The 13,429-nt window shown below is 66.6% G+C and carries 13 protein-coding genes and 3 tRNA genes; 4 read left to right on the top strand and 12 right to left on the bottom strand.

Going from position 1 to position 13,429, the window contains the following annotated elements:
* Positions 1-8: 8 nt before the first annotated feature.
* From ACETPF_RS18215 to ACETPF_RS18225, 3 genes are all read right to left on the bottom strand, one after another.
* Positions 9-85: transfer RNA gene (locus tag ACETPF_RS18215), tRNA-Asp, on the bottom strand.
* An 89-nt stretch (positions 86-174) separates the two neighbouring features.
* Positions 175-251: transfer RNA gene (locus ACETPF_RS18220), tRNA-Asp, on the bottom strand.
* 42 nt (positions 252-293) lie between these two features.
* Positions 294-1,466, bottom strand: a complete 1,173-nt coding sequence (locus ACETPF_RS18225; protein ID WP_373936025.1) for an AI-2E family transporter — start codon at positions 1,464-1,466, stop codon at positions 294-296.
* A gap of 145 nt (positions 1,467-1,611) precedes the next feature.
* Here ACETPF_RS18225 and ACETPF_RS18230 point away from each other — a divergent pair, with 145 nt between their 5' ends.
* Positions 1,612-2,073 (top strand): hypothetical protein, encoded by a 462-nt coding sequence (locus ACETPF_RS18230; RefSeq protein WP_373936026.1) that lies wholly within the window; start codon positions 1,612-1,614, stop codon positions 2,071-2,073.
* Between the two features lie 142 nt (positions 2,074-2,215).
* On the opposite strand, the gene ACETPF_RS18235 is transcribed toward ACETPF_RS18230, so the two are convergent.
* The 4 genes from ACETPF_RS18235 to thyA all read right to left on the bottom strand — a co-directional run bounded on the left by ACETPF_RS18235 (position 2,216) and on the right by thyA (position 7,089).
* Complete coding sequence (locus tag ACETPF_RS18235) at positions 2,216-3,523, bottom strand: dihydrolipoamide acetyltransferase family protein (RefSeq protein ID WP_373936027.1); 1,308 nt, start codon at positions 3,521-3,523, stop codon at positions 2,216-2,218.
* 4 nt (positions 3,524-3,527) lie between these two features.
* Complete coding sequence (locus tag ACETPF_RS18240) at positions 3,528-4,532, bottom strand: alpha-ketoacid dehydrogenase subunit beta (RefSeq protein ID WP_373936058.1); 1,005 nt, start codon at positions 4,530-4,532, stop codon at positions 3,528-3,530.
* A 217-nt stretch (positions 4,533-4,749) separates the two neighbouring features.
* Positions 4,750-6,045, bottom strand: coding sequence for a 3-methyl-2-oxobutanoate dehydrogenase (2-methylpropanoyl-transferring) subunit alpha (locus ACETPF_RS18245; protein WP_373936028.1), 1,296 nt, complete (start codon positions 6,043-6,045; stop codon positions 4,750-4,752).
* A gap of 120 nt (positions 6,046-6,165) precedes the next feature.
* Positions 6,166-7,089: a thymidylate synthase gene (gene thyA / locus ACETPF_RS18250; RefSeq protein ID WP_373936059.1), complete on the bottom strand. Its 924-nt coding sequence runs from the start codon at positions 7,087-7,089 to the stop codon at positions 6,166-6,168.
* A 142-nt stretch (positions 7,090-7,231) separates the two neighbouring features.
* On the opposite strand from thyA, the gene ACETPF_RS18255 reads away from it, so the two are divergent.
* Entirely contained in the window at positions 7,232-7,531 is a 300-nt protein-coding gene (locus ACETPF_RS18255; protein ID WP_373936029.1) for a JAB domain-containing protein, read from the top strand.
* Between the two features lie 109 nt (positions 7,532-7,640).
* Positions 7,641-7,717, top strand: a tRNA-Pro gene (locus ACETPF_RS18260).
* A gap of 35 nt (positions 7,718-7,752) precedes the next feature.
* On the opposite strand, the gene ACETPF_RS18265 is transcribed toward ACETPF_RS18260, so the two are convergent.
* From ACETPF_RS18265 to ACETPF_RS18275, 3 genes are read right to left on the bottom strand one after another with little or no spacing between them, the layout of a single operon-like run.
* Entirely contained in the window at positions 7,753-8,151 is a 399-nt protein-coding gene (locus ACETPF_RS18265; protein WP_373936030.1) for a YdbL family probable chaperone protein, read from the bottom strand.
* Positions 8,148-8,336 (bottom strand): YnbE family lipoprotein, encoded by a 189-nt coding sequence (locus ACETPF_RS18270; protein WP_328278408.1) that lies wholly within the window; start codon positions 8,334-8,336, stop codon positions 8,148-8,150. The genes ACETPF_RS18265 and ACETPF_RS18270 overlap by 4 nt, the downstream gene beginning before the upstream one ends.
* Entirely contained in the window at positions 8,333-11,563 is a 3,231-nt protein-coding gene (locus ACETPF_RS18275) for an intermembrane phospholipid transport protein YdbH family protein (protein WP_373936031.1), read from the bottom strand. Before ACETPF_RS18275 ends, ACETPF_RS18270 begins: the two co-directional genes overlap by 4 nt.
* 133 nt (positions 11,564-11,696) lie before the next feature.
* Here ACETPF_RS18275 and radC point away from each other — a divergent pair, with 133 nt between their 5' ends.
* Entirely contained in the window at positions 11,697-12,392 is a 696-nt protein-coding gene (gene radC / locus ACETPF_RS18280) for a RadC family protein (RefSeq protein WP_373936060.1), read from the top strand.
* 5 nt (positions 12,393-12,397) lie between these two features.
* Here the strand turns inward: radC and ACETPF_RS18285 are convergent, their stop codons facing one another.
* Together ACETPF_RS18285 and ACETPF_RS18290 are read right to left on the bottom strand one after the other, a co-directional pair.
* Positions 12,398-13,051: an MOSC domain-containing protein gene (locus ACETPF_RS18285; protein ID WP_373936032.1), complete on the bottom strand. Its 654-nt coding sequence runs from the start codon at positions 13,049-13,051 to the stop codon at positions 12,398-12,400.
* Positions 13,052-13,107: 56 nt separating this feature from the next.
* Positions 13,108-13,326, bottom strand: a complete 219-nt coding sequence (locus tag ACETPF_RS18290) for a hypervirulence associated TUDOR domain-containing protein (protein WP_373936033.1) — start codon at positions 13,324-13,326, stop codon at positions 13,108-13,110.
* Positions 13,327-13,429 lie beyond the last annotated feature (103 nt).

A 13,429-nucleotide genomic window follows, 5' to 3' on the forward strand; every position in this document is an offset into this window, starting at 1 on the left:
AAGGGAAGTGGCGCGAGTGACGGGGCTCGAACCCGCGACCTCCGGCGTGACAGGCCGGCACTCTAACCAACTGAGCTACACCCGCGCATGGGCGGCATCTGTTCATGGCCCTGAACGCCATCGGAGGATGCGCCTCCGGGACCAACCAAAACCCACCTTCCTGTTCAAGGAAAGTGGCGCGAGTGACGGGGCTCGAACCCGCGACCTCCGGCGTGACAGGCCGGCACTCTAACCAACTGAGCTACACCCGCGTTCGGTGTGGAAGCGCCGTCTATGAGCGTCGGGCGGGGCTGTCAACCGTCCGCGCCCCCGCTTTCCTCTTTCTCGTCATTTTCTTTGCGGGGCGCCACCGTCAGCGTGCCCTGCTCGAAAAGGAAGCCTGCGATATCGGGCGTTCCCGCCGCCGCCACCACGGTCTGGATGATGATCAGCAACGGCACGCCCAGCAGCGCCCCTGGCGTCCCCCACACCCATCCCCAGAAGGCGAGCGAAACGAGGATCAGCAGCGGATTCATCGTCAGCCGCCGCCCCAGCAGCAAGGGCGTGACGACATTCGCCTCGACCAGATGAAAGCCGATCTGCAACGCGGCGGGCAGCAGCGCCACCCACACATCGTCGAACACCATGAGGCCGCCCAGCCCCAGCAGCGCCGCGGCCAGCATCGGCCCGAAATAGGGCACGAAATTGAGCAGCGCGACGATGCCGCCCCACATCAGCGGCGACGGCATCCCGATCACCCACAGCGCGACGGCGACGGCCAATCCCAGGCAGATGTTGATCGTCGCGATGGTGATGACATAGGCGGAGGTCGCGTCCACGACATTCTGGATCACCCGCGCGACCGCCATCGCGCCATCGAAGCTGCCACGGCTGTTGATCGTGCGCCGCCGCAGCCGCGTCCAGCCAGCCAGAAAGAAATAGATGATGAGCAACGCGAACACCATCTGGATGAAGGCGGCCGGCGCGCTGGTCGCCGCGAACTGCAGCAGCGATCGCGGCGCGTCCACCGCGGAGGCCTGTGCCGCCGCCACCGGCCCGCTCGCGATCATGTCGACCGTCTCGTCCACGAAGCGCTGGAGATTGGCATACAGGTCGATCAGCGGGGCGAGATTGGCCTGGATCTTGGGCAACCGCTGCGGGAGCGCCGCGAACCAGTCGGTCGCCGGCACGATGATGAGGACCAGCGCGGTATTCGCCACCAGCAGGAAACCGATCAGCGCCAGCAGCGCGGCCAGCCCCGATGGAATGCCGCGCCGCTCCATCCATTCGAGCAGAGGCACCAGCGCGATGGCGATCACGAGCGCAGCGGTCAGCGGCAGAAAGAATTCCGCCCCCGCCCGCAGCGCGAAGGGCAAAGCAAGCATGAGCCCAATCCCGGCTGACAGCGCGATCGACGCCAGCAAGCGGTCGCGCCGTCGGTTGATCTCCTGAAGGTCGGCGGTGCTCGGCTGATTCCCGTTGCTCATGCGCCAGATGTGAAGCGGCGGCGCGGCAGCGTCAATTTACAATGGCTGTTCGGCACAGCCGATGATTCGCACAAAACGCCGCCTTAACCAAATATTCGGCGCGGCCCGCTATCGCCCGTGCGGGGACATGAGAACGGGGCAAGGCATGAGGCAGGCGCTCGTCGCGCTGGCGATGATGGGGGTGAGCGGCGTGGCGGCGGCGCAGCCGGCGGTGCGGCTGGACACCCAGTTGTTCGTCGAACGGGTCAGCACCGACCTCAACGGCCGCCCGCGCCGCACGCTGGAAAGCGCGGCTCGGGCAATGCCTGGCGAACCCGTGATCGTCATCCTCCACTGGCGTAACGAGGGCGCGCAACCGGTCCGCAGCTTCGCCGCCAGCCGGACGGCGCTGCGCGGCCTGACACCCGATCTCGCCGCCCCCGGCGTTCAGGTGTCGATCGATGGCGGGCGCAACTGGGACCGCTTCGACCGGCTCTGGCTGCCGACGCCGCTCGGCGGCGTCCGCCGCGCCGTCGCGGAGGATGTGACCCACGTCCGATGGCTGCTACCCGACGCGGCCCACCCGGGACAGGCGGGCCGCCTCAGCTACCGCAGCATCGCGCGCTGAAGCGCATTTTGCAAAACACCCGTTCGTCCTGAGTAGCCATTGAGCGAAGTCGAAATGGCGTATCGAAGGACAGGTGCCTCTATACGACGCTTCGACAAGCTCAACCTCTACTCAGCACGAACGGAATTTATACGTTCTTCGCTCAGTCCACGAACAGGAAAGCGGGCGCTTCAAGCCTCTTCTTGACCGCCTGCACGAAGCTCGCCGCGTCCCAGCCGTCGACCACCCGATGGTCGCAACTGATCGACAGGTTCATGAGTTTCGCCGCGACCACCTCCTTGCCCCGGAACACCGGCCGCTCGATCACGCGATTGGGACCGATGATCGCCACTTCGGGCCGGTTGATGACCGGCGTCGTCGCGATCCCCCCCAGCGGCCCAAGCGACGTCAGCGTCAGCGTCGATCCGCTCAGTTCCTCCGACTTGGCCTTGCCCGTCCGCGCGGCCTCTGCCAGGCGGCGAATCTCGCTCGCGAGTTGCCAGATATTGCGGTCCTGCGCATCGCGGATCACCGGCACCATCAATCCCGCGTCGGTCTGTGTCGCGAGGCCCAGATGCACCGACCCGTGCCGCGTCACCACGCCAGCCTCGTCGTCATAACGCGCGTTCAGCATCGGAAAGTCGGGCAATGTCTTGCAGATCGCGACGATCAGCAGCGGCAGCATGGTGAGCTTGGGCCGATCGCCCCGTCCGTCGTTCAATTGCTCGCGCAGCGCCTCCAGGGCGGTGACATCGATCTCGTCGACATAGGTGAAGTGGGGGATATGCCGCTTGGACGCCGCCATATTCTCGGCGATCCGCCGGCGCATCCCGATGACCTTGACCGTCTCGTCGCCGCGCCGCGCGGAACGCCCCGCCGGCGCATAGCCCTGCCCCGCCCCGTAGAGCAGATAGGCGTCGAGATCGGCATGGCGGATGCGCCCATGTCCGTTGGCGCCGCTCGGCTTCACCTGGGCAAGGTCCACGCCCAGCTCCTTAGCCCGCGCCCGCACGGCGGGGGAAGCGAGGATGGGCTCCTCTCGTTCACCGTGCTCCTGCGAAAGCACAAGCCCAGGGTCTTGTCGTACAGCGTCCGAACTCTGGGCTGCTGCTTCCACAAGAGCACTGGTGGCGGGCTGATCCCCAACTTCCTCGATCACCGCCTCCCCAGCCGTCTCCGCCGCGATCGTCTCTTCGCTCGGCGGGGGAGCGGCGCCAACCGCGCCATCGCCCTCGACCTCGATCTCCACCAGCATCGCCCCGATCGACACCTGATCGCCCGGTTCGCCCGCCAGTCGGACCACTGTGCCAGCGACCGGGCTCTCCATCTCGACCGTCGCCTTGTCGGTCATCATGTCGGCGATCGGCTGGTCCTCCTCGACCCGGTCGCCGACCTTGACGTGCCAGCCGACGATCTCCGCCTGCGCGATGCCTTCGCCGATATCCGGCAGCTTGAATGTGAACAGCGCCATGCGCTCAATCCTTCATGATCTTGGTGATGGCTTCGCGAATACGCACCGGTCCCGGAAAATAGGCCCATTCCAGGCTGTGCGGATAGGGCGTGTCGAAACCGGTGACCCGCTCGATCGGCGCTTCCAGATGATAGAAACAGCGCTCCTGTACCAAAGCGAGTAGTTCGGCGCCGAAGCCGCTGGTCCGCGTCGCTTCATGCACGATCAGGCAGCGCCCGGTCTTCCTGACCGATTCCTCGATCGCCTCGATATCCAGCGACACCAGCGTCCGCAGGTCGATCACCTCGGCATCGACGCCCATCGCCGCGACCGTGTTCTCGACCACATGGACCATCGTGCCATAACAGAGGATCGTCAGAGCCCCCCCGGCCCGCGCGATCCGCGCCTTCCCCAGCGGGATACGGTAATAGCCCTCCGGCACCTGCGCGTCCGGATGCCCCGCCCAACTCTTGGCCGGCGTATCATAATGACCATCGAACGGACCGTTGTAGATGCGCTTGGGCTCGAAGAAAATCGTCGGATCATTATCCTCGATCGCCGCGATCAGCAGCCCCTTGGCGTCATAGGGGGTCGACGGAATCACCGTCTTGACCCCCGAGACGTGGGTGAAGATGCCTTCGGGCGACTGGCTGTGCGTTTGCCCGCCGAAGATGCCGCCGCCGAAGGGCGACCGTACCGTCATCGGCGAGATGAACTCGCCCGCCGACCGGTAGCGCAACCGCGCCGCCTCGCTCACCAACTGGTCGAGCGCGGGGTAGATATAGTCGGCAAACTGGATTTCGGGCACCGGGCGCAGGCCATATGCGCCCATCCCCACCGCCACGCCGATGATCCCGCATTCGGTGATCGGCGTGTCAAACACGCGGTTCTTGCCATATTTCTGCTGGAGCCCGGCGGTCGCGCGGAATACCCCCCCGAAAAAGCCGACATCCTCGCCCATCACGACCACGTTGGGGTCGCGCGCCATCATCACGTCCAGCGCGCTGTTGATCGCCTGGATCATGTTCATCTGCGTGGTCTGCGTCATACCCCCTCTCCACGCGTGGGAGAGGGTTGCGAAGACTTGGCGGCTATGCCGCCTAGTCGTAGCTGGGTGAGGGGTGAGCACCCCCTCCGCCCAATCCCAGCGTCGCCATTCACTCTCATCCAACTCCGCTTAACTCGCTTCGCTCGCAAGGCTGCGTATCCTTCTCCCATCGAGGGAGAAGGTTTGATGACCCAATCCCTCACAGCCCCGCCGCCTTCCACTCATCGAGCATCTGCTGCTTCTGCTCCTGAAGATGCCAGGGCATCTCCTCGAACACGTCCTCGAACATGCTCTCCATCGGATGATGCAGGCCGTGGCCCAATATGCCGTTCTTCTCCGCCTCGCGCGCCGCGTCGCGGACCAGTTCCGCAAGCTCCTTGTCCATTGCCGCGTGCCGGTCTTCGTTCCAGATGCCCAGGCCGATGCAATGCGCCTTCAGCCGCGCGATCGGGTCGCCCAGCGGCCACAGGCTGCTTTCCTCGGCGGAGCGATAGGCGGTCGGATCATCCGAGGTGCTATGTCCCTCGACCCGATAGGTGAAATGCTCGATCAGCGTCGGCCCGCCATTGGCGCGCGCCCGGTCGGCGGCCCAACGGGTCGCGGCATAGACCGCCAGCACGTCATTGCCATCGACCCTCAGGCCCGCAATGCCATAGCCGATCGCCCGCGCCGCAAAGGTCGTCGCCTCCGCTCCCGCAAAACCTGAAAAGCTACTGATAGCCCATTGATTATTAACGACATTCATGATGACGGGTGCGCGGTAAACGCTGGCAAAGGTGCAGGCCGAATGGAAATCGCCCTCCGCCGTCGATCCCTCCCCGCACCAGGTCGCGGCGATCCGGGTGTCGCCCTTCGCCGCGCTCGCCATCGCCCAGCCGACGGCCTGCGGATATTGGGTCGTCAGATTCCCGGAGATGGAAAAGAACCCCGCGTCCCGCGCCGAATACATGATCGGCAACTGGCGGCCCTTCATCCGGTCGCCCTTGTTGGAATAGATCTGGTTCATCATGTCGACGATGGGCCAATCGCGCGCGATCAGGATGCCCTGCTGGCGATAGCTCGGGAAGCACATGTCATCTCGCGACAAGGCCAAGGCCGCGCCGATCGACACCGCCTCCTCGCCGGTGGATTTCATGTAGAAGCTGGTCTTGCCCTGCCGCTGCGCGCGGAACATCCGCCCGTCGAACGCGCGGGTCAGCGCCATATAGCGCAGCATCTTCAACAGCGTCTCGGCCGGCAGCTTGGGGTTCCACGGCCCGACGGCCCCTCCTTCCTCGTCCAGCACGCGCACCAGGCCATAGGCCATGTCGCGCATGTCGGCGGGCTGCGCCGCCTCGTCCGGGCGGGGTTGCGCGCCGGCAGGGGGGATATCGAAATGGGTGAAATCGGCGGCCTCGCCGGGCCTAGCCGGCGGCTCGGGCACATGGAGCTTGAGCGGCGGCAGGTTTCGCCCCGCCTGCCCGTCCAGCCCCGCGGATCCTCCGAGATCGCTCATCCTGCCTCCTTTGTGCATTGCAACAATGTTGCTCTGCACGGATATTATATTTCAATGCCGTCAAAGGCAAGCCTTGCTGACCCAATATTCGCCAAACAACTGTCCAGATCGCTGTACAAATCACACCGCGACGGGCGCTGCGATATGGCTCTGCGGCGTATAATCCACCACTTGGAAATCCTCGATTTTATAACCGAAAATGCCCGAAGCGCGCCGGTTGATCCGCAGCTTCGGCGCGCCCGCCGGGGTGCGACGAATCTGCTCCTCCACCAGATCGGCGTGGTTGAGATAGAGGTGCACGTCGCCCCCCTGCCAGACCAGCTCGCCCGGTTCCAGATCGGTCTGCTGCGCCAGCATCCGCGTCAGCATCGAAAGACCGAATATGTTGAAGGCGAAGCCCAGCCCCAGGTCGCAACTGCGCTGGAACAGCAGGCCATTGAGCCGCCCGTTCGCGACCTGAAACTGGTAGGTCATGTGACACGGCGGCAACGCCATGTTCGGCACCTCCGCGACATTCCAGCCGGTGAAGAGCAACCGCCGCGATCCCGGCGTCGCGCGGATCGCGTCGACCAGTTCGGCAATCTGGTTGCGCCCCTTTTCGGCCCGCCGGTACAGCCCCTCGCCCGCCGGCTCGTAAAGCGGCCAGTTCACCCATTGCGCGCCATAGACCGGCCCCAGATCGCCCCAGCGCGCGGCAAAATCCGCGTCCTCGATGATCCGCGCCTCGAACGCATCACGGTCGATATCCTCCCCCGTCGCCCGGCGATAGGCGTCGAGCGGCCAGTCGGTCCAGATATGGACGCCCTGCCGCACCAGCTCGCGGATATTGGTGTCCCCTTTCAGGAACCACAGCATCTCGCGCGCGGCGACTTTCCAATAGACGCGCTTGGTCGTCAGCAACGGCACGGCGTCGTCGGCCAGCGAGAAGCGCATCGTCGCGCCCAAAATGGACCTAGTCCCCACCCCCGTCCGGTCGATCCGTTCGTCGCCATGACGCCAGATATGCCGCATCAGGTCCAGATATTGCTGCTCATAATGGGGCATGTCGGTCAAAGGCGGCGGTCCTGCGAAGCGAGTCTGTAACCCGCTTCTAGCCCAGCCCCGCATTCAGGTCATGGCGCTTTGTCCCCTCCGTTTCGGACGGGGTTGCGCTGGCGTCGGTCAAGCAGCGTGCGACCATTGGGCGATGACGCAAGACGACCGACTGACGCTCGCCCTCCTTGACCGGACAGGCCGCCCGGTACGGGTGGAGCCGCTGGCGTCCGATTGGCGCCACACGCTGCGCCGTTTGGTCGCCGACGAAGGCAGCTGGATCGCCCTGTTCCAGCAGCGCGCGCCGACCCGATCGCCCACGCCCGGCCCGGCCGACATCGCCCTGACTCGCGCGCTCATCCGCATCCTGCGCCCGCTCGACCTGCGCCTCGCCGACCATGTCATCCAGGCCGGCGAAGCCCGCTTCAGCTTCCGCGCGGCGGGGCTGCTCTGATCCGCCGGGAAAAAAGGCATCATTCCCGCTTGCCAGCCCCCAAAGCCCTCTCTATAGGCGCACTCCTGCCTCGCGGGGCCGCCCTTCAACCGGCGGTTCCGGCATCGGTCGGGGAATAGCTCAGCCTGGTAGAGCACTGTCTTCGGGAGGCAGGGGCCGGAGGTTCGAATCCTCTTTCCCCGACCAACTTTCTCATGGAAATCGCCGCTGACGGCCGGGCCTCAGCCCGCCGTCGCGCAGTAGGCCGGCAGGTTGATCGGCGCGGCGCCCTTGGTCTGCCACGCGCCCGCGCCGATGCGATAGGCCTGGCCCTGCTTCAGCCGGCCGAGCGTCTGGCAAGCGGTGGCGGCCGCGACATCCTGCACGGTCACGCCGCGCTGGCCGGCAAGCTGGGTATAAGCGGCGCGGCGCTTGATGTTGATCGCCTCGACCTCCGACCGCACGTCCGCCCCGACCGATCCGGCAATACCGAGATAGCCGTCGGCCTGTTCGCCCACCGTGCCTGCGTTCAGGGCAGCCGCCACCACGCCCGACTGAGCGCGCGCGACCCCGGTCATCACCAAGCCGCTCGCCAGCGCAATCGCGGCTCCTGCGGCGAATATCAGCATCTTGCGTGTCATTGCGGGAACAACTCCGGGTTATTCTGGATCAGATCCTGGGCGTCGCGCTGCAACCGCACCACGACCTCCTGCTGCACCTTCACATTCAGGTTGATCTCGATCGGCTTGTCCGGGGCCTTCACCTGTATGCACCCCCCCAGGGCAAGACCGGCGAGACCGGCCATCATGATCGCTCGTTTCTTCATTTCGGCTCCCCTTGTGGCACTGTGTCGCTTTCCGCAGGCTGAACCGCAAGACCTTGTTGCGTTTCCGTTCGGATCTTCTGCTGCACTTGATCGCCGATGCTGTTCTGGATCAGCTGCGACGGATCGATGAAGGACTGGGCGGTGCCGAGCAGCCCGCGGAAGGGCGCGGCGATGCGGACGTTGAAGATGAAGGGCAGGCCGGTGAAATTCCTCGCCAACCCCGCAGGCGCGCCGCCGATCTGCCCGCGATTGACGCCATTGAAGACGACGTTAGTCACCATCTCGCCGTCCAGCGCCCCGTCCATCAATATGGTCAGACATTTATATTGCAGGTTCTTGAGCGCGTCGAAGGCCATGCGGCCCATGGTGCCAAGCTGCTCGTTCGACACCGGCCCGATATAGGACAGCACGCCCGACTGGCGCGTGGGGTCGCAGGGGATGGTCGGCAGCACGCCTTCGGGCATGATCAGCGGCGGCATCCCCTGCTGCCGTGCGACCAGCACACCGCCGGCGACGCGCCCGCCCTGCGCGTTGAAGATCAGCGGCATGATGCCGTCGAACGTGCCGGTGGCCGACACATTGTCCAGCTCCATCGCCTGGATGAAGGCGCCGGCGTCCAGCCCCACGACCCGGAAGGTCATGTAGCGATCGACATCGGCGGAAAAATCCATGGTGGTGGGCAACAGTACCAGCTCGCCGCCCGAGAACGGCCAGCCGCCCCCTTCGATCCGCACCTTCTGCCCCGCCTCCAGCCGATAGCGCACCACCCCGTCGCGCACCTCGATGCCCGGATTGACCGACTTGATCCGCGCCTCCTGCCCCGGCGCGGTGACGAGGTTGATGAGGTCGGTGAAGCGAATCTCCCCCGACAGCCCCTCGACCGGGCCGAAGGCGGCGGCGAGATTGGCGTTGTCGGTGCGGAAGGTGCCGGTGGACGTCACCCCTGCCCCGGTCCAGTCGATCCGCCCCTGCCCCGTCACCGTCGCATTCACATTGGCAACGACGCCGAGCGCCAGAGGGGTGAGTTCCTCGGGTTGGAGCCCAGCGTTGAAGACGAGGCCGGGCACATCGAGGTCTGCATGGCCGCGTCCGGTGGACAGATCATGGGCGATGATGACCTTCGACACGCTGGCGCTGCCCCGCGGGGCGGTTACCGTGCCGGTCGCGGTGATGCGACCGTCCTTCAGCATCAGCGCGAAATCGGGCACCGGCATCGGGTTGAAGCGCGGCGGACTTTGCGAATCGCGCACCGTCATCGCCGCCTTGAGCGACAAGGCGCCCTTGTCGAAACGCCAATCGCCGGTCCCCCGCTCCACGATCAGCGGCACCGCGCCGATCTGCCCGCCCGCACCGCTCAGCCTGCCGGCAAAGCCGCCAGCCGTCATCGCGCCGTCCAGACTGGCGGCCGTCAGCCGCACCGGCGCGTCCTGCGGCCCGATCGTCAGCTCGGGGTCGGCCAGCGCAAATCCGGGGCGGCCCAGCACTATCCGCGCCTGCGTGGCGGTCAGCCGCATCGGGCTGTCGCCGCTACGCCCAAGGAGCGCGAGGTCACGGATCGCCATGCCGCCGCGCAGCCCGCCAGGCCCCGTCGCCAGCATCGCGCCGCCCTCGGCCGGACACAGCGTCTGGCGCGTCCGCCCCAGCGCAAACGCGCCATAGCGCGCCTCGGTCAGGGTTAGCGGCACGCAGTCCGGATTGATCGTCACCGCGCCGTTGGCGGCAATGCGCCCCTCGACCGGGAGGCTGAGGCCGCGCAGCCGTCCGTCCGGCAAAGGCCCGTCCAATCGGATCGCCGTTGCGAACCGGGTCGCGCCGCCCCGGTCGGCGGTAAATCGCACCGTCTCCAGCGCCAGCCGCGCGTCGCCGGCGGCATAGGGATCGACGAACAATTGCCCGCCAAAACCCCCGCCCGGCCGCCGCGCCAATTTGAGCGCTGCCTTGGGCAGTCCGCCGCCATCGGTTGTCACCGCGCCGTCGAGCGCCCAGTCGAGGCCCGACGCCTTGCCCGGCCAGCCAATCGTCAGTCGACTGCCCTGCGCCAGCCCGACTCGTGCGCCGCTCTGGGCATCGAGCCCGCCGTCGGTGAGCGCGATGCTGCCCGCGCCGCCCTTTTGCACAAGCGCGAAGGTCATCCCCACCCGGTTGCGCCGGCTCGCGCGTTCGGCCGCGTCGGCAAGGCGCGCGGCAAGCGGCGCGACGGGCGTGCCTGCCGTGCCCGATCGCAGCGCACCCAAAGGATCGTGCCCGGCAAAGCGCAGGTCTTCACCCGCCAGCCGACCCTTGAAGCTGGTCCCCTGGCGCCCGACCGCCCAGTCGCCGGTCAGCGTCGCGTCGCGCAGCGCTGCGCCCTGCCCGCTCAGCGCAACCGCGCCGACCTTCGCCTGCCCTTGGGTCCGCGCGGCATCGCCATCGAAGCTCACCCGCCCTTGCGGCGCGGCGAGCACCAGCCCCGCGCCCTTGAGCGCCTGCCCCGACACATCGACATGTCCGGCCCAGCGGTCGAGTGTCTGGCTCAGCGTCAAGTCGATGACCGCCGCCGGGCGCGCCATCGCCACGCCGCTGGCGCCGCAGCCCAATGCGTCGGCGCGCACCGGCCCGCGCAGCACCGGCCGCCCGCCCGTCATCGCAAGGTCGATTAGCGCCCGCCCCATGGCAAGGCGGCAGCCGGCAACCGCACCGCTTGGCATCGCGGCGGCGACCTTGCCCCGGAAGCCCGAGCGAAGATTGCCGCTCCCGTCGATCTGCATCCCCACCCGCCCGGCGTCGGTATCGAGCGTCATGCGCGCGTCAGCGAGCGACAGTAGAATATCGGGCAGGCTGAACGGCGCAGTGGAAGCGGGATCCCGGAACTTATCCAACTCACCGAGCGTCAACGCGCCGTCTTGCAGCGAGCCGCGCAACCGTACGCCGCCAGCGCGCACCGCCGCGACCTGCGGCGTCAGCCCCGTAAAGGCGATGTCGACCTCCACCCAGCGCGCCGTCAGATCGGGCCGCCTGGGATTGCCCAGCACGATGTTTTCGATCCGCTGCGTGCGAAACCCCACATCGACCAGATCATAATCGGCCTGCACCCCGCGCCGGTTGAGTTCGCGCGTGACGAAATTCTCGGCGATCGGCGCGCGCTGGGTCCATAATGCAACCAGGACCAGCGCCAGCGATCCGGTGCCGACCCCCAGCCAGCGCAGCCATGCCCGGCGAACCACCATGTCGCCGTCTTCTTCTTCCATGCGTCTCGGCAACCCCGGCTTTGGTGCGATGCGGACATCCGTAACGGCAGCACAACGTCCTGGCGACGGGAAATATCCTTGCCCGTCAAAACTGCAGCTTATAGCGTCGCTTATGCACTTTACGGGGGCACGATTGGCGGATCAGGACGCAAAGGCGACGCATGATGGCGCGGGGCACCGCGCCCGGCTGCGGCAGAAGCTGGCGGAGGCGGGCGGGCAGGCGCTGCTTGATCATGAACTGATCGAATATCTTCTTGCGCTTGCCATCCCCCGGCGCGACACCAAGCCGCTGGCGAAGGAATTGCTTCGCAGCTTCGGTGGCATCGGACCGCTGATGGCGGCCGACTGGCAGGCAATCGCCAAGGTGCCGGGGATGGGCGACACCAGCGTAGCCGCGATCAAGATTGTGCAGGCGACTGCGTTGCGAATGCTCCGCAACGAGGTGGCGGAGCGGCCGGTGCTGGGCTGCTGGCAGGCTTTGCTCGACTATCTGCGCGCCGACATGGCGCATCTCAGCATCGAACGGGTCCGCGTCCTCCATCTCAACAGCCGCAACATGCTCATCCGCGACGACCATATGGGCGACGGATCGATCGACCAGGCGGCGATCTACACCCGCGAGGTGATAAGGCGGGCGATCGACCTGGGATCGGCGGCTTTGATCCTCGTCCACAACCATCCCAGCGGATCGCCCGAACCGAGCCGGCAGGACATAGAGATCACCCGCCAGATCATCGACGCGGGCAAGCGGCTTGGCATCTCCGTCCACGACCATGTCATCATCGCCGCGCAGGGCCATGTGAGCCTGCGGGCCAAGGGGCTGTTGTAGGGCGCCTATGCCGAGAGTTTCCGCGCGCGGTCTCGCCATGCTTCAGCCAGAACCGGCATGCCGGCGAGCGCCCGCACCGCCTCCCGCTCGCTTCGATGCCCGCCACCGATCAGCAGGCGGAAGACCCGCGCCATGTCCCAGTCGGGCAGCGGCCGGTCGAGCAGGGTCATGCGCGTCCCCGCCTCTGCTTCGCCCTCGCGAATCACGCGGAAATAGAGGCCGGCTCGGCCCGTCTTGATGATGGTCGCCATTGCGTCGCGCGTGCCGAAGCGATGATCGAGCTTCCAGCAGGGCTGCCGGCCATGACTGACCTCGACGATGGCGCTGCCCAGCGTGAACCGGTCGCCCAGGCAGATGTCGGCTTCGGTCAGCCCCCGCGACGCGATATTCTCCCCGAACGCGCCCGGCGCGTCGAGATGGGGCATGTCGGGCTTGCGCGCTCGCCACCAATCATAATGGTCCTGAGGATAAAGATGGATCGCCTTGTCCCAGCCGCCATGATGAATGCGGTCGGCAACGGCATCGCCGGCCAGTCCGTCCCATGTGATCCGCACCGGCCCCGCGACCGGCCGCTTGGCGATGGCGCTGTAATCGTCGCCGCGAAAGGGCATCGGGGCGCCGACCAGCAGCGCATCGACCGTCATGTAGGGCACGTCCATCGGCCCGCCATGCCATAGCCGAACCGATCAGGCGACGGCCAATATCGGTCGCGCGGCTATAGCGCGCTGAGTTCGGAGGCGAGTTTCAGCACCTCGCCGCCATTGTCCGCGCGAATGAGGAAAGCGGGATCGCGCGGCGATCCGTTGCGGCGGATCAGCGCGCCCTCGATCGTGCGCTCGACTTGGCGCTCGTAGCGTTCGGCGATGCGCCCGCGGCCGACGCCCTGCCCCCAGTTCCACCTGACCCGCATCCCGTTCCGGAACGTCTCGGTCATCGGGGCATCCTCTCCTTATTGGGCGCATGCCGCGCCGGCCGTCCTCTTGTTTGAACGGCAAAAATCCCAAAGAGTTGGAAGGTTCCACATTGAGCCTGGGGCA

The sequence above is a fragment of the Sphingobium agrisoli genome, assembly GCF_041877245.1.
In the GTDB taxonomy this organism is placed as follows: domain Bacteria; phylum Pseudomonadota; class Alphaproteobacteria; order Sphingomonadales; family Sphingomonadaceae; genus Sphingobium.